At 69.4% G+C, this 16,115-nt stretch carries 14 protein-coding genes; 13 read left to right on the forward strand and 1 reads right to left on the reverse strand.

Features of this window, described 5'->3' with window-relative positions; genetic code table 11:
- Positions 1 to 15 precede the first annotated feature (15 nt).
- The 9 genes from AC0Z36_RS17645 to AC0Z36_RS17685 all read left to right on the forward strand — a co-directional run bounded on the left by AC0Z36_RS17645 (position 16) and on the right by AC0Z36_RS17685 (position 9,096).
- Complete coding sequence (locus tag AC0Z36_RS17645; protein ID WP_485463871.1) at positions 16 to 1,026, forward strand: ABC transporter permease; 1,011 nt, start codon at positions 16 to 18, stop codon at positions 1,024 to 1,026.
- Positions 1,023 to 2,216 carry an ABC transporter ATP-binding protein gene (locus tag AC0Z36_RS17650; RefSeq protein WP_485463872.1) on the forward strand — a complete coding sequence of 398 codons (1,194 nt, stop codon included), beginning with the start codon at positions 1,023 to 1,025 and terminating at the stop codon, positions 2,214 to 2,216. Before AC0Z36_RS17645 ends, AC0Z36_RS17650 begins: the two co-directional genes overlap by 4 nt.
- Before the next feature lie 40 nt (positions 2,217 to 2,256).
- Complete coding sequence (locus AC0Z36_RS17655) at positions 2,257 to 3,378, forward strand: ABC transporter ATP-binding protein (protein ID WP_485463873.1); 1,122 nt, start codon at positions 2,257 to 2,259, stop codon at positions 3,376 to 3,378.
- A 36-nt stretch (positions 3,379 to 3,414) separates the two neighbouring features.
- Positions 3,415 to 4,128, forward strand: a complete 714-nt coding sequence (locus tag AC0Z36_RS17660) for a trimeric intracellular cation channel family protein (RefSeq protein WP_485463874.1) — start codon at positions 3,415 to 3,417, stop codon at positions 4,126 to 4,128.
- A gap of 40 nt (positions 4,129 to 4,168) precedes the next feature.
- Positions 4,169 to 4,381 carry a hypothetical protein gene (locus AC0Z36_RS17665; RefSeq protein WP_485463875.1) on the forward strand — a complete coding sequence of 71 codons (213 nt, stop codon included), beginning with the start codon at positions 4,169 to 4,171 and terminating at the stop codon, positions 4,379 to 4,381.
- Positions 4,382 to 4,395: 14 nt separating this feature from the next.
- Positions 4,396 to 5,583, forward strand: coding sequence for a cysteine desulfurase family protein (locus tag AC0Z36_RS17670; protein WP_485463876.1), 1,188 nt, complete (start codon positions 4,396 to 4,398; stop codon positions 5,581 to 5,583).
- Between the two features lie 168 nt (positions 5,584 to 5,751).
- Positions 5,752 to 6,852, forward strand: coding sequence for a tRNA 2-thiouridine(34) synthase MnmA (mnmA, locus tag AC0Z36_RS17675; protein ID WP_485463877.1), 1,101 nt, complete (start codon positions 5,752 to 5,754; stop codon positions 6,850 to 6,852).
- 360 nt (positions 6,853 to 7,212) lie between these two features.
- Entirely contained in the window at positions 7,213 to 8,133 is a 921-nt protein-coding gene (locus tag AC0Z36_RS17680) for a hypothetical protein (RefSeq protein WP_485463878.1), read from the forward strand.
- 216 nt (positions 8,134 to 8,349) lie between these two features.
- Positions 8,350 to 9,096, forward strand: coding sequence for a hypothetical protein (locus AC0Z36_RS17685; RefSeq protein WP_485463879.1), 747 nt, complete (start codon positions 8,350 to 8,352; stop codon positions 9,094 to 9,096).
- A gap of 65 nt (positions 9,097 to 9,161) precedes the next feature.
- Here the strand turns inward: AC0Z36_RS17685 and AC0Z36_RS17690 are convergent, their stop codons facing one another.
- The gene (locus AC0Z36_RS17690) at positions 9,162 to 9,368 is read right to left on the reverse strand and encodes a PspC domain-containing protein (RefSeq protein ID WP_485463880.1); all 207 of its coding nucleotides are present in this window, start codon (positions 9,366 to 9,368) and stop codon (positions 9,162 to 9,164) included.
- Positions 9,369 to 9,641: 273 nt separating this feature from the next.
- Here AC0Z36_RS17690 and AC0Z36_RS17695 point away from each other — a divergent pair, with 273 nt between their 5' ends.
- The 4 genes from AC0Z36_RS17695 (at position 9,642) to gatC (ending at position 16,111) form a co-directional block, all read left to right on the forward strand.
- A complete protein-coding gene (locus AC0Z36_RS17695) occupies positions 9,642 to 10,775 on the forward strand; it encodes a methionine synthase (RefSeq protein WP_485463881.1) in 1,134 nt (377 codons plus the stop codon).
- Positions 10,776 to 10,879: 104 nt separating this feature from the next.
- Positions 10,880 to 13,174, forward strand: coding sequence for an NAD-dependent DNA ligase LigA (gene ligA / locus AC0Z36_RS17700; RefSeq protein WP_485463882.1), 2,295 nt, complete (start codon positions 10,880 to 10,882; stop codon positions 13,172 to 13,174).
- Between the two features lie 335 nt (positions 13,175 to 13,509).
- On the forward strand, positions 13,510 to 15,672 hold the full coding sequence (locus AC0Z36_RS17705) for a putative bifunctional diguanylate cyclase/phosphodiesterase (RefSeq protein WP_485463883.1): 2,163 nt from the start codon (positions 13,510 to 13,512) through the stop codon (positions 15,670 to 15,672).
- A gap of 142 nt (positions 15,673 to 15,814) precedes the next feature.
- The gene (gatC, locus tag AC0Z36_RS17710; RefSeq protein WP_485463884.1) at positions 15,815 to 16,111 is read left to right on the forward strand and encodes an Asp-tRNA(Asn)/Glu-tRNA(Gln) amidotransferase subunit GatC; all 297 of its coding nucleotides are present in this window, start codon (positions 15,815 to 15,817) and stop codon (positions 16,109 to 16,111) included.
- The last annotated feature ends 4 nt before the right edge of the window (positions 16,112 to 16,115 follow it).

Below are 16,115 nucleotides of genomic sequence, written 5' to 3' on the forward strand. Positions count from 1 at the left end.
ACTGGGAGGGCCGTTGTGCTCTGGTACCTGCTCCGCCGCCTCGCCGCCGCGGTCGCGCTCATGCTGGTCGTCACACTGACGGTCTTCGCCATCTTCTTCCTGGTTCCGAGACTGGCCGGGGCCGACACCGACAAGCTCGCCATCCGCTACGTCGGCAAGGCCCCCACGCCCGAGGCCGTCGCCGAGGTCAAGAAGGGGCTCGGCCTCGACAAGCCCCTGGTCGTCCAGTACGGACGGTTCGTCAAGGGTGTGGTGGCCGGCGCCGACTACGACACCGGCGTGCGGACCGTGCACTGCGACCGGCCGTGCATGGGTTATTCGTTCCGCAACCACCTGGAGGTGTGGCCCCGGGTGAAGGACCGTATCCCGGTGACCTTCTCCCTCGCGGTCGGCGCGTCGGTGATCTGGCTGGTCTCCGGAGTCGGCATCGGGGTGCTGTCCGCGCTGCGCCGCGGCAGCGTACTGGACCGAATGTCGATGAGCGTCGCGCTCGCCGGAGTCTCCCTGCCGATCTTCTTCACCGGCTCGCTGGCGCTCCTGCTGTTCAGCTACAAGATCCCCATATTCGAGAACGTGCACTACGTGGCGTTCACCGACAATCCGGCGTCGTGGGCGTGGAACCTCGTGCTGCCCTGGCTGAGCCTGGCGTTCCTCTACGCGGCGCTGTACGCCCGGCTGACCCGTGCCGGGATGCTCGAAACCATGAACGAGGACTACATCCGTACGGCCAGGGCCAAAGGCCTGCGCGAACGCGACGTCGTGGTCAAACACGGGCTGCGGGCCGCCCTCACCCCGATCCTCACCATCTTCGGGATGGACTTCGGCCTGCTCATCGGCGGCGCGGTGCTGACCGAGAAGACCTTCTCGCTGCCGGGGCTCGGCAAGTTCGCCGTCGACGCCATCGAGCAGCAGGACCTGCCGGAGATCCTCGGTGTCACGCTTGTGGTGGCGCTGTTCGTGGTCGTCGCCAACCTAGTCGTGGACCTGTTGTACGCCGTCGTCGACCCCAGGGTGAAGATCAGATGACGACTGAAGACCGGAAGACTGAAGACCGGAAGACTGATGACCAGACGGCTGGCGGCCGGCTGACGGCCGGCGACCGGAAGACCGCCGACGCCGGGACCTCCCGGACGCGGTTCTCCCGCCGGACCCGCAAGGGCCGGCCGGTCGAACTCCCGCCCGCCGGACCGCCGTCCGGCCACTTCCTCGAAGTACGGGACCTCGCCGTGCACTTCCCGACCGACGACGGTCTCGTCCGCAGCGTCGACGGGGTCTCCTTCGCACTCGAACGCGGACGCACCCTCGGCATCGTCGGTGAATCCGGCTCCGGGAAGTCCGTCACCTCACTTGCGGTCATGGGCCTGCACGCCGGGACCAACGCGCGCATCAGCGGCGAGATATGGCTCGACGGCACCGAACTGGTGCGCGCCCCGAAGGAGTCCGTACGGAAGATGCGCGGGCGGACGATGGCCATGATCTTCCAGGACCCGCTGTCCTCGATGCACCCGTATTACACCGTCGGCCACCAGATCATCGAGGCCTACCGCATCCACAACGAAGTGACGAAGAAGCAGGCCCACACACACGCCGTGGACCTGCTCGGCCGCGTCGGCATCCCCAAACCGGCCGAACGTGTCAACGACTTCCCGCACCAGTTCAGCGGCGGCATGCGGCAGCGCGCGATGATCGCCATGGCACTGTCGTGCGACCCGCAGCTGCTCATCGCCGACGAACCCACCACGGCCCTGGACGTCACCGTGCAGGCGCAGATCCTCGACCTGATCCGCGACCTGCAACAGGAGTTCGGCTCCGCGGTCATCATGATCACCCACGACCTCGGGGTGGTCGCCGAACTCGCCGACGACGTCCTGGTCATGTACGCCGGGAAACCCATCGAACACGGCACCGCGGACACCGTTTTCACCGAACCGCGGCACCCGTACACCTGGGGTCTGCTCGGTTCCCTCACCCGCCTCGACCGCGAACGCACCGACCGGCTGCTGCCCATCACCGGCAGCCCGCCCAGCCTCATCCAGGTGCCCGGCGGGTGCGCGTTCCACCCGCGCTGCCCGTACGCCGACCTGAACGGCGGACGCGAACGCACCGAAGTCCCGCCGCTGGCCGAGATCGCCGACGGCCACCGCACCGCCTGCCACCTCGACCCGGCCGACCGGGCCCGGATCTGGAACGAAGACGTGCGACCGCGTATCGCGTAAGCGACTCAGCAGCGACTCAGTAGCAGCTCAGAGGAGCGACGTGACCACAGTTGACCTGTCCAAAGGGGACGCGCCCGGGGCTGATCCGGCCGGGGCGGACGCGTTCGAAAACGAAGCACCCCTGCTGCGCGTACGCGGCCTGCGCAAACACTTCCCGATCCGGACGGGCTTCGGGCGGTCCGGCTCGGTCAAGGCCGTGGACGGCCTCGACTTCGACATCCGGCCCGGCGAGACACTCGGCCTGGTCGGCGAGTCCGGCTGCGGGAAGTCCACCACGGGCCGCCTGGTCACCCGGCTCCTCGACCCGACGTCGGGCAGCGTCGAATTCGACGGTACGGACATCTCGACACTGAGCCAGCGCCGACTGCGACCGCTGCGCCGTGACTTCCAGATGATCTTCCAGGACCCGTACTCGTCACTGAACCCGAGGCACACCGTCGGCACCATCGTCGGCCAGCCCTTCCGGCTCCAGAAGGTCACCCCCGACGCCGGGGTCAAGCAGACCGTCCAGGACCTGCTCGAACTGGTCGGGCTCAGCCCCGAGCACTACAACCGCTACCCGCACGAGTTCTCCGGCGGCCAGCGACAGCGCATCGGCATCGCCAGGGCCCTGGCGCTGCGCCCGCGCCTGATCGTCGCCGACGAGCCCGTCTCGGCGCTCGACGTGTCGATCCAGGCGCAGGTGGTCAACCTGCTCGACGACCTGCAGGACGATTTCGGGCTGACCTACCTGGTGATCGCCCACGACCTGTCCGTCGTCCGGCACATCAGCGACCGGGTCGCGGTGATGTACCTGGGGAAGATCGTCGAACTGGCCGACCGGGAGGCGCTGTACAAGGCGCCGATGCACCCGTACACGGTCGCCCTGATGTCGGCGGTGCCCGTCCCCGACCCGAAGCGGCGCACCGAGCGCACCGGGCGGATCCTGCTCACCGGCGACGTCCCCTCACCACTCGACCCGCCGCCGGCCTGCCGGTTCCATACCCGCTGCTGGAAGGCGCAGGAGGTGTGCCGGACGATGGAGCCGCCGTTGGAGAAGCTGGCCCCCGGACACCAGGTGGCCTGCCATTTTCCGGAGAACGTCGCCGTCGCACCCGGGAAATCCGTACACTCTTCGACCGCTCCGGAAGGTGATGGCAGCGCAATCTCACCCGACCAGTGACCGAGCCTCCAACAGGTGTGGTGTAAAACACGCCTTATGTCACAGGCTGTCCAAACCGTCCAGTCCGTCCTCGCGGCCGCACCCGCAGCCCCGCCGGAGGTCTTCCACCACAACCTCCAGCAGATCCTCGACCTGACGGGCGTCTTCGTCTTCGGCGTCTCCGGCGCGCTCCTGGCCGTACGGAAGAACTTCGACCTCGTCGGCATCGTGCTGCTCGCCGAAGTCACCGCACTGGGCGGCGGAGTGATCCGCGACCTGATCATCGGTGCGTCGCCGCCGGCGGCGTTCACCGACCTCGGGCTGTTCCTGACTCCGATCATCGCGGCGGTCCTGGTGTTCTTCCTGCACCCCCAGGTGGAACGGATCGCTATGACCATCGACGTCCTGGACGCGGTGGGACTCGGCCTGTTCTCCGTCACCGGCACGGCCAAGGCCCTCGCGTGGGGCCTGGAACCGGTTCCGGCCACATTCCTGGGCATCACCACGGCGGTCGGCGGCGGCGTCCTGCGCGACGTCCTGGCCCGTGAAGTGCCCGTGGTGCTGCGCTGGGACAAGGAGATCTACACCTTCCCGGCGCTGCTCGGGGCGTCGCTCACCGCAGTCCTGATCAGGACCGACCACTTCACGCCGGTCACCGGGACGCTGTCCGTGACCCTGGCGTTCGGGCTGCGTGTCGTCGCACTCCGCCGCGGCTGGCGCGCGCCCCGCGCCTGGCGCCGTGACTCGACCGCCTCCGGAGGCGAGTACTGAAAGCGTGCCCTTCGGGCCGTCTCGCGCGTTGGTCAGAGGCGTGTGGGAGATCCAGCAACCTCTGACGTACAAACGCCGCCCGGACGCACCGGAGGCGGACGTTCTGTCCGCCCGCCTGGCCAGGAACATGTGGTGGCCGACCGTCCTGGCCGTACGGCTGACCGCCGAGCGGCTGCTGCCCGGCGGCCCGCGCTACGGCCGGATCAACCGCAAAGCACTACGGGTGCCCAGGGCCCGGACCCCGGCGGATTAGACTCGTGTCTCGCCATGGCTTACTTCGATCACGCTGCCACCACCCCGATGCGGCCCGAGGCGATCTCGGTCATGACCGGGCACCTCGCCGACATCGGCAATCCGTCATCCCTGCACGCCCCCGGGCGGCGGGCCAGACGCGTCGTCGAGGAGTCCCGTGAGGCACTCGCGGACGCGCTCGGCGCCCGGCCCAGCGAGATCGTCTTCACCGGCGGCGGCACCGAGGCCGACAACCTCGCCGTCAAGGGGATCTTCTGGGCCCGGCGCGACGCCGACCCGGCCCGCCGACGCGTGCTGTGCGGCCGGGTCGAGCACCACGCCGTGCTCGACCCCGTCGAGTGGCTGGGCCGCCACGAGGGCGCGGTCGTGGAGTGGCTCGACGTGGACGGCCACGGCCGCGTCACGCCGGAGTCCCTCCGTACGGCCATCGAACGCGACCCCGGCTCCGTCGCCCTGGTGACGGTCATGTGGGCCAACAACGAGGTCGGCACGGTCCAGGACGTCCGTGAGCTGGTCGACATCGCGCACGAGTACGACATCCCGTTCCACTCCGACGCGGTGCAGGCCGTCGGCCAGGTTCCCGTGGACTTCACCGCGTCCGGCCTGGACGCGATGACCGTGACCGCGCACAAGTGCGGCGGCCCGGTCGGTGTCGGCGCGCTGCTGCTCAGCCGGTCCATCACCCCCGTGCCGATCCTGCACGGCGGCGGCCAGGAGCGCGATGTGCGCTCCGGGACCCTCGACGTGCCGGCGATCGCTTCCTTCGCCGCCGCGATTGAGATCGCCGTACGGGAACAGCCGCAGTTCGCCGCATATGTCGGAGGGCTCCGGGACAACCTGGTCGAACGGATGCGACTGGCCGTGCCCGAGGCCCGCCTCAACGGCGACCCGTGCCTGGACGCGACCCACCGGCTGCCCGGCAACGCGCACTTCTCGTTCCCCGGCTGCGAGGGCGACTCGCTGCTGCTCCTGCTGGACGCCAAGGGCATCGCGTGCTCGACCGGGTCGGCGTGCTCCGCCGGCGTAGCCCAGCCGTCGCATGTGCTCCTCGCACTGGGCGCCGACGAGGACCACGCCCGCGGGTCGCTGCGGTTCAGCCTGGGGCACACCAGCACCGCCGCTGAGGTGGACGAGCTGATCGACGTGATCGTGCCGGTGGTGGACCGGGCGCGCAGCGCGGGCCTGGCGGCGCAGCGGCGCTGAAACGGTGCTGGAGTGCTGGGGTGCTGGGGTACCGCTGGAGTCCCGGCGTTCTTGATCCGGTGACGCGGTATCGCGGATCGCGCGACACCGCGTCACCGGATCAAGAAAAGGCGGGTGTGCGGGCTGCCGGGAAAACCGCTCGCGGGCACCACGTACCCTGGACACATCATGACTGAGCAGACCCCGATCAAGCCCCTGCGCGTACTCGCCGCCATGTCCGGCGGTGTCGACTCCGCCGTCGCCGCCGCCCGCGCGCACGCCGCCGGGCACGAGGTCACCGGTGTTCACCTGGCCCTGTCGGCGAACCCGAAGTCCTTCCGGACCGGGGCCCGGGGCTGCTGCACCCTGGAGGACTCCCGCGACGCCCGCCGGGCCGCCGACGTCATCGGCATCCCGTTCTACGTGTGGGACATGGCCGAGCGGTTCCGCGAGGACGTCGTCGAGGACTTCTTCAACGAGTACGAAGCGGGGCGTACCCCCAACCCGTGCCTGCGCTGCAACGAGAAGATCAAGTTCGCCGCGCTGCTTGACAAGGCGCTCGCGCTGGGCTTCGACGCGGTGTGCACCGGCCACTACGCGCAGATCGTGGAGCGGCCGGACGGCACCCGCGAGATGCACCGCTCGGTGGACCCCGCCAAAGACCAGTCGTACGTCCTGGGTGTGCTCGACGAGGACCAGCTCGCGCACGCGCTGTTCCCCCTCGGCGGCGACACCAAGGGTGACGTCCGCGTCGAGGCCGCGGAGCGCGGCCTCGCCGTCGCCAAGAAGCCCGACAGCCACGACATCTGCTTCATCGCCGACGGCGACACCCAGGGCTTTCTCGCGACGCGACTGGGCAGCCGGCCCGGTGACATCGTCGACCGCGAGGGGACCAAGCTCGGCGAGCACGACGGCGCGTACGGATACACCGTCGGTCAGCGCAAGGGCCTGCGCATCGGGATCCCGGCCGACGACGGCAAGCCGCGCTACGTCCTGGACATCTCCCCGGTGGACAACAGGGTCGTGGTCGGGCCCGCGGAAGCGCTGGACGTGCACGCGCTGACCGGCATCAAGCCGCGCTGGTGCGGCCCCGCGCCGACCGGTGTCCTCGAGTGCACCGTGCAGTTGCGGGCCCACGGGGAGGAGCACCCCGCCGTCGCCGAGATCGTCGGCGACGAGGTGCTCGTCAAGCTCGGCGTCCCGGCCCGGGGCATCGCGCCCGGACAGGCCGTGGTGCTGTACGACGGGCCGCGGGTCATCGGCTCGGCGACCATCAACGCGACTTCCTGACCCCCGGCGGTTCCCGGTCGGGCGAACCCGGGCGATTCGGGCTGCCAGTGCTTCGTCATCGCCGTGTCAACGCTTCAGCGAAACCTTTTTCCACAGTCGCTCCACCGTGATCGACACCCCTTGAGCGCCTGCTGACACCCCTTCAGGCCCCCCGTCGCGCCCCAAGCGCCGTTGTGCCCACGAACGTTGATGCTCACATAAATGTCAACACTCGTTACTGGCTGGGTAGGAGAACTCTGCGCATCGACTTTCTGGCCAGCGTTCCCCGCGCCGGCCCGGTCGAACGCGGCACGCCCCGGGCCATTGCACCCCGTCGACCCGGGACGATCGAAACCGCTCGGGGGTACGGGAGGGGACACGATGGCCGCCATCGTGCTGGTGCACGGGATCGCGCAGGAGTACAAGACCGCCGGACTGCTCGAAGAGGACTGGCTGCGCCCGCTGGCCCGCGGAGTGCAGGCCGCAGGCTATCCGGAGATCGCCGACCGGATCTGGAAGTACCGCCACACCCGTCGTGGGGTCGACGCCAAGATGGCCTTCTACGGTGATCTGCTGCGCCGTCACCCCGCCCACGGGGGTGGAGAAGAGGGCGACGCCCAACACGAGGTCGCCGACCGGCTCGGCCGCGAGTGGCTCGAGCGCGCCGCCCACCGCAGCTCCGCACCGCCGGAGCGACAGCGGGCGACCCGGGAGATCGCCCGCCTGGAGGGCGGCCCGGACGCCACCGGGCGCACCGTCGTACTCTCACCCACCTGCGGCCTTTCGGGGTTGCGCTGGTTCGCCGCCGACGGCCCCGGCTCCGCGGGCACTTTTGTCAACAAGGCACTGTCACAGATCACCCGCTATCTGACGGACGAGGGGACGCGGGAGTCGGTCCTGGAGCGGGTCGGCAGTGAGATCGGCTTCGACACCAGAGTGGTCATCGGCCACTCGCTCGGCGCCCTGGTCGCGTACGAACTCGCGCACCGGCTGCGCAGGCCGCTGCCGCTGCTGATCACCGTCGGCTCTCCGCTCGGCCCGGACACCGTCGTCGACTCGTGGCTGCGGCCGCAGCCACCGCAGGCGCCGATGTACGTCGAACGCTGGGTCAACCTCGCCGACCGCGACGACCTGGTCGCGGCGGAGCCCACCTTGGGGCGGATGTTCCCGCTGCCCCGCAACGGCGGGCCCGAACTGCGGACGGGCTACACCATGGAGCACGGGGCCGAACCGCACAGCGCGGCGTTCTACCTGATGCGCCGTGAGCTGGGGCGCGCGGTGGGGCAGGCGTACACGAACTGACCGGCCGCAGTGGGCGGTGCGCTGTCAACGTGAGATCTCGGAGGGCGTGTCGGGTGTGACGCAGCCGACACGCCCCTTTGGGTGTCTGCTTTCCCTGTTGTGGTGATTTGTTCATCCCTGCTCTTCTAAATGACTGGTGTTTCTGTCCTCAAGGTTGGGTAAAGTTGCCGATCTGTCTGATTGTCAGCAGAACTTTCCTGTGGGGGAAAATCCATAGTGCGTGCATTCCGTGGTCGCCTGCTCGGCGCCGCTGTCATCGTTCCTGTCCTGCTGTCCGCTGCCGCTTGTGGTGGAGACGACAAGAAGAAGGACACGGCTTCTGCCGTTCCTTCCGCGCCGGCGGCTTCGGCACCGCAGGCTGCGGCGGGTGGGGCGTCGACCGCGCCTACGACGGCCGCCGCCGCTCCGGTCGCGGCCAAGGCGCTCACCGCCGCTCAGCTGAAGGCGGCGCTGCTGACAGCCGATGAGGCCGGCGTGCCGCTGGCGGCGACGGCAGCGAAGTCCGCGCCGACTCCGAAGGCCGATCCCGCTTCCTGCCAGCCGATCGCCACGCTGCTCGCCGTTGCCACCGACCCGGTGAACACCGGCATGGTCGTCCAGGCCGCGACGAGCGACCTGTCGAACATCCTGGCCGTCAGCCTGATCGCACCGAAGGGCGGCGATGCCGCCGCGGCGCTTTCCACCTCCGCTGAAGCCGTGAAGTCCTGCACGGAGTTCAAGGGTGCGACCGCGGATGGCGAAGTGACCTTCAAAGTCGCCAAGGCGGACTTCCCGGAGCTTGGGGACGGCACCCTCGCGCTGAAGTACACCACCACGATGGACGGCGAAAGCTACCCGGGCGTCTACGTGACCGTCCGCGTCGGTGGCACACTTGCGCAGTTCGGGACGCTCAGTGACAAGGCGCCCGACACCGAGCTCGTCAAGAAGCAGGTCGAGAAGCTCAAGGCCGCCGCCAAGGGCTGAAAACCGGAAAGGCGTGTCGCGTACGGATTTACCGTACGCGACACGCCTTTTCCTGGTGCCCGTGATTACTTTTCCTGCGGCAGCACCAACCACAGGCCGAGGTAGATCAGGAACTGCGGGCCCGGGAGCAGACAGGAGACCAGGAAAGCGATCCGGACCGTACGCGCCGACCAGCCGTAGCGGCGGCCGATGCCCGCGCACACACCGGCGATCAGGCGACCGTGCCGGGGGCGAGTGAGGGTGCTGGTGCGGGACGGGGCGTAGGCGCTCATGGCAGTGGCTCCCTTTGTCTGATGGATCTGCGTCTGGACCTGTGTCGTCGAGCTGCGATTGGACCTGTGTCGTCGAGCTGCGATATCGATCTGTGTGACCAGTCGGCCGCTCCGGGTAATTCCACGGTAGGCAGGCGGATCGGACATTACGTCCGCCTGGAGGGTGGTCCGCCGCTCATGCCCCGGGAGTAGGGGACACCCCCTGGTCCCAGGGTGGGGCTGCCGCCAGGAGACAAGGTGGGCCCTGGTCCACCGGTCAGTACGCTCGACACTGTGACCAGCAGCGCAGAGCCCCAGAAGACCGTCTATCCGTGGCCCGTCGGCAGTGCGACGGGTGTCGGTTCCATGCCGGGTGAGGACGTACGGGAAGCAGTCAAGGCCGTGAAGGACCTGGTTCCCGTGCCGTTCCTGCCGGAGCTGCCGCAGCGCGGTGTGGGCGCGGACATGATCGGGCGGACGGCGGGACTGCTCGTCGACCTGTACGCCGAGGTGCAGCCCTCCGGCTGGCGGTTCGTCGACCGGCCGGGGCGGGACACCCGCCGGGCCGTCTCGTGGCTGGCGCAGGACCTGGACGTCCTGGAGGAGTTCACCCAGGGCTACGAGGGCCCGTTGAAGATCCAGGCGACCGGACCGTGGACCCTCGCGGCGACGATCGAGCTGCTGTACGGGGACAAGGCCCTCGCCGACCCGGGGGCCAGCCGGGACCTCGCGGACTCGCTGGCCGAAGGACTGAAGCACCACGTCGCGGAGGTCCGGCGGCGCATCCCGGGCGCGCAGCTCCTGCTGCAGCTCGACGAACCCGCGCTGCCCGCCGTGCTGGCCGGCGCGGTGCCGACCGCGAGCGGCTTCAGCCGGCTCCGGGTGATCGACATCGCGGTGGCACGGGAGCGGCTGCGCACGGTCATCGACGCCGTGGGAGTACCTGTGGCCGTCCATTGCTGCGCACCCGATGTTCCGGTGCAGCTTCTGCGCGAAGCTGGTGCCTCGGCGGTCTCCCTGGACGCGACCTTCCTGATAGGACGCGCTGAGGAGGCCTTCGCCGAAGCAGTCGAATCCGGCACGGGCTTCATGTTCGGCATCGTCCCCTCGACGGGAGCCGCCGCGGCAGGGAGTTCCGGGGCAGGGGGTTCCGGAGCAGGGGGCCCCTCGGCCGGGGGTCCCTCGTTGGGCGCAAGGGCGGGCGGCGGAAGTGGAACAGTGTCGGAGCCGACCGGTAGCGTCAAGAACCTGGTGGACGGCGTGCTGGCGCTGGGGCACCGCCTCGGCTTCCGTCCACAGCGGCTGACGGAGGCGATCGCGGTGACACCGACCTGCGGACTGGCCGGGGCCTCCCCGGCGTACGCCCGCAGCGCGCTCAAGCAGAGCGCCGCCGTCGCCCAGGCGCTGAACGAGGAAGCAAACAGTTGAGCGCATTCACAGTCGTGTTCAACGCCGTGTTCAAAGTCGTGTTCAAAGTCGTGTTCGAAGACGTGGCCTGACCCCCGGGCCGGTTGACGCTGGAGGTTCACAACGTGGCTGGTCCGACGAGTGGTGCAGGTCTGACGGGTGTCGGGGATATCCCCGCCGAAGTGCGCGAGAAGTGGCGCGTGCTGGCACAGGACATCGAGGACCACCGGTTCCGGTACTACGTCAAGGACCTGCCGAGCATCAGCGACGGCGAGTTCGACAAGCTCATGCGCGAGCTTGAGGCGGTCGAGGAGGAGTACGGGGCCCTGCGCACGCCGGACTCCCCGACGCAGAAGGTCGGCGGCTCGTACGACACCACGTTCGAGAAGGTCGAGCACGTCGAGCGCATGCTCAGCCTCGACAAAGCCTTCGACCCGGACGAACTGCGCGAGTGGGACGAGCGGGTGCGCCGGGAGATCGGCGAGGAGTTCCACTACCTGTGCGAGCTGAAGGTCGACGGCCTCGCGGTCAACCTGCTGTACGAGGACGGGCGGCTCGTCCGGGCCGCCACCCGTGGCGACGACGGGCGGGTCGGCGAGGACATCACCGCGAACGTCCGGACCATCGCCGAGATCCCCGACGAGCTGCGCGACGACGGCGGGCACGACATCCCGTCGCTTGTGGAGGTCCGCGGCGAGGTGTTCTTCCCGATGGAGAAGTTCGCCGAGCTCAACGCCGGCCTGGTCGCCGCGCGCGCCGCGACCGAAGAGGAGAACGTCGGGCTCAAGGCCAAGGACCTGCGCACGCGGGCCCTGCCCCAGCAGCCGTTCGCCAACCCGCGCAACGCCGCCGCGGGCAGCCTGCGGCAGAAGGACCCGCGGATCACCGCGACCCGGCCGCTGCACATGGTCGTGCACGGCATCGGCGCGCGCCGCGGCTTCGACATCGACTGCCAGTCGCACGCCTACGACAAACTGCGGGCCTGGGGCCTGCCGACCGCCAAGCACAACAAGACGGTCAAGACGCTCGCCGAAGTCGAGGAGTTCATCGCGGAGTTCGGCGCGAACCGGCACTCGGTCGAACACGAGATCGACGGCATCGTAGTCAAGGTCGACGAGATCCCCCTCCAGGGGCGGCTCGGTTCGACTTCCCGCGCGCCCCGCTGGGCGATCGCCTGGAAGTACCCCCCGGAGGAGGTCAACACCAAGCTCCTGGACATCGTCGTCGGCGTCGGCCGGACCGGGCGGGTGACCCCGTACGCGGTGATGGAACCGGTGACCGTAGCCGGCTCGGTGGTCGAACGGGCGACCCTGCACAACCAGGACGTGGTCAAGGCCAAGGGTGTGCTCATCGGCGACACGGTGGTGCTGCGCAAGGCCGGTGACGTGATCCCGGAGATCCTCGGCCCGGTGGTCGACCTGCGGGACGGCTCCGAACGCGAGTTCGTCATGCCGGCGAACTGCCCGGACTGCGGCACGGAACTGCGGGCGATGAAGGAGGCCGACGTCGACCTGCGCTGCCCCAACGCCCGCTACTGCCCCGCACAGCTGCGCGAGCGGCTGTTCTTCCTGGCCGGACGCAAGGCCTTCGACATCGAAGGGATCGGCTACGTCGGGGCCACCGCGCTGACCCAGCCGCTGGAACCGGCCACCCCGCCGATGGCCGACGAGGGCGGCCTGTTCACTCTGACGGCCGAACAGCTCCTCCCCATCAAGGTGATCGTCCGGGAGCAGGATTCCGGTCTTCCTAAGATCGACCCGAAGACCGGCGAAGAGAAAATCGTCACTTTCTTCGCAAACAAGGATGGGAAGCCGAAGAAGCTCGTTGAGACACTTCTCGCCAATCTCGAAAAGGCGAAACGACAGCCGCTTTTCCGGGTGATCACAGCACTCTCGATCAGGCACGTGAGCGACAGCACGGCCCGCGAGATCGCCCGGCACTTCCGGGACCTCGACCGACTGTTCGCCGCCACCGAGGAGGAGATCGCCGCGGTCGACGGTGTCGGCCCGATCGTCGCGAAGTCCATCGTCGAGTGGTACGCCGAAGACTGGCACCGGGTGATCGTCGAGAAGTGGCGGGTCGCCGGGGTGCGGTTCGTCGACGAGGGGGCGGAAGACGGCCCCGGGCCGCTCACCGGGCTGACCGTGGTGGTCACCGGCACCCTGGCGAACCACACCAGGGACGGTTCCAAGGAAGCGCTCCTCCAACTCGGCGCGAAGGTCACCGGATCGGTGTCGAAGAAGACCGACTTCGTCGTGGTGGGCGGGAACCCCGGCTCCAAGGCGGACAAGGCGCTCTCCCTCGGGCTGCCCGTCCTCGACGACGAAGGGTTCTCCGTACTCCTCGAAAAGGGGCCGGAAGCGGCCCGCGAATGGGTCGCCGAACAGGCTGCGCGGGAGGCCGCACAAATCGCCGAATAGGACTGATTTGCCCGAGGTGGACGGGACTCCCGAATGTCGCTGACTATCCGTCAGCGTGTTGTCGCCCTCAGCCCTAACGGAATGGCCCGTTCCGTTTCAAAGTGGCCGGGATGATTCCCCGGCCCGTCCACCGGGCCTTACCCTGGCGGGACCCGTCGTGTTCACGTGTCCGAACGACACCGGACCGCGGCGGGTCCGGCCCGTCCCGTGCGCGTCCGGGCACCCCTGCCCGCCACCGGACGATTTCCACTGTTCGGGGAAGCGCCGCCCCCGGACAGCGACAGCTGCCAGGGGGTAAACGGATGCGCCGTATCGGCAGGACGGACCTGTCGCGTGTGGCACGTCCACAGGCTTTCGTCTGGCACACCGTCGGTGTTGCTGTCGTCGGCGGGCTGCTCCTCGTGTGCACCCTCGTCCGCACGTTCGTCACCGAAGGAATGCCGAAGGCCGACGAGACCGGCCCCTGGCTGATCCTCGGCATGTGCGTCGTCGAAGGGCTGCACATCGGCCTGACCAAACGTGGCATTTACGTCCCGGGTGCCACCCCCACCGTGGCCCTGTGCTTTGCGCTCACCCTCGTGCACGGCTGGCCGGTGGGGGCCCTGTGGCAGGCGCTCGCGGTCACCATCACCGGCGTGCTGCGCCGCGAGGCGTGGTGGCGGATCTGCTTCATAGTCGGCAACTACGCCCTGGCGTACTTCGCCGCCGGGACGGCCCTGCTCGCCTTCGGCATCGCCCCGGGCCCGCACACCTCCCGCGCGCTGGGCGTGGCCGACCTGCCGGCCGTCGTCGTCGCGGGGGTCGTCCTGGTCGCCGTCACCCAGAGTTCAGGATGGATGGTCCGGGCCAGCTGGCGGGGCGTGCGGATGCGGACGATCGTCCGCCGCGAGATGCGCTCCCGCCTGGTGTCGCAAGGGGCGTTCCTCGCCTTCGCCCCACTGATCGCCGTCGTCTGCCACGACCACCCCTGGATGCTGCCGCTGTTCGTGGTCCCCCTGCACGCGGCGCACCGCAGCATCCTGTCGGTCATCGACCAGGAGCAGCAGTCCAGGCACGACCCGCTGACCAAACTGCCCAACCGTCGGCTGCTCACCGAGCGGGCCGAGCAGGCGCTGGGCGAGGCGTCCGCACAGGGCGGCCAGGTCGCCCTGGTCGTCCTGGACCTGCACCGGTTCCACCAGGTCAACGACACCCTCGGCCATCTCGCCGGGGACCGGCTGCTGAAACAGGTGGGCGCGCGGCTGTGCAGGCTGGCCCCGCCCGGGGCGACGGTCGCCCGGCTCGGCGCGGACGAGTTCGCCGTACTCCTGACCGGCCCTTCGCCCGAGGAACGGTCCGGAGTCGAATGGCTGGGTGTCTTCCGCAACGCCACGGGGGGCCGGGCCAACGTCGACGCCGACACCGCGTGCGTCCAGGACGCGGCGGTGCGGGTGGCCCAGACGATGGTGGACGCCCTCGCGGAGCCCTTCGAACTCGACGAACTGGTGCTGGACACCGAAGCCTGCGCGGGCCTGGCGGTGTTCCCCGACCACGCCCACGATGTGCCGTCCCTGCTCCAGCACGCCGATGTGGCGATGTACCTCGCCAAACGCTCCGCGCGGGGCGTCGAGGTGTACGAGACCGCCAGGGACGACAACACGAAGGAACGGCTGCTGCTGCTCGGCGACCTGCGCCGGGCGCTGGACGCCGGGCAGGTCGAACTGCACTACCAGCCGAAGGTGGCCTTCACCGACGGCCGGGTGGACGGCTGCGAGGCGCTCGTGCGTTGGCGGCACCCCGAACGCGGCTACGTCTCACCTGAGGAGTTCGTCCAGCTCGCCGAACAGACCGGACTGATGCCCCGGCTGACCGGCTACGTCATCGACCTGGCGCTGGCCCAGATGGGCCGCTGGCGCCAGGAGGGCCTGGACGTGCCCGTCGCGGTCAACATCTCCGCCCGGGACATCCACGCCCCCGCGTTCGCCACCACCATCGCCGCCCGCCTCGCCAGGCACGGCGTGCCGGCCCAGTCGCTGTCCCTGGAGATCACCGAACGGGTCCTGCTCGAGGAACCGAACAGGGCGGCGGAGGTCCTCGCCGCGCTGCGCGTCCTGGGCGTGCGGCTGTCCCTGGACGACTTCGGGACCGGCTACTCGTCGCTGGTGCACCTGCGGCACATCCCGGTGAGCGAGATCAAGATCGACCGGTCCTTCGTGGCCCGTCTGGTGCACGACACCGAAGACGAGGCGATCGTACGGTCGACAATCGACCTGGCCCATTCGCTGGGCCTGCGGGTGGTCGCCGAAGGTGTCGAGGACCGCGTCACGTACGAACGCCTGCGCGACATGGGGTGCGACACCGCCCAGGGCTGGCTGGTGTCAAAGGCGCTGCCGGGCGACGAGGCCACGGCCTGGCTGCTGCGCCACCGGGTGGGCGAGGTGCGCGGCCCGGCGGCCCGCTGCGCCGCCCGCGGGCCCCACCCCGAAAGCCACGCGAGTGCTCCGCAGACCAGCCCATAGGATGGGGACAACCACCTACTCCCCGCAAGGGGGCCGGACGGAGTCCGGCCGCGTAGCGAAGGCGACGGTCGAAGCGGTTCGTGCGGAACGGACGAATCGCGTAGGACGGGCTTCGCGAAGCAATTGAGCAAAGGAACGCTGCATGCCTGGCATCACGCGCGAGGAGGTCGCCCACCTCGCCCGGCTGTCGCGGCTGGAGCTGGCCCCCGAGGAACTCGACCACCTCGCCGGACAGCTCGACGCCATCATCAACGCGGTCGCCCGCGTGAGTGAGGTCGCCGAAGCCGATGTACCGCCGACGTCGCACCCCCTGCCGCTGACCAACGTGATGCGGCCGGACGTGATCCGCCCGGGGCTGACCCCGGAGCAGGCCCTGTCCGGTGCGCCGGCTGTCGAGGACCAGCGTTTCCGCGTACCGCGGATCCTGGGGGAGGACTAACACC

The sequence above is a fragment of the Kitasatospora sp. UYEF31 genome, from assembly GCF_057291755.1.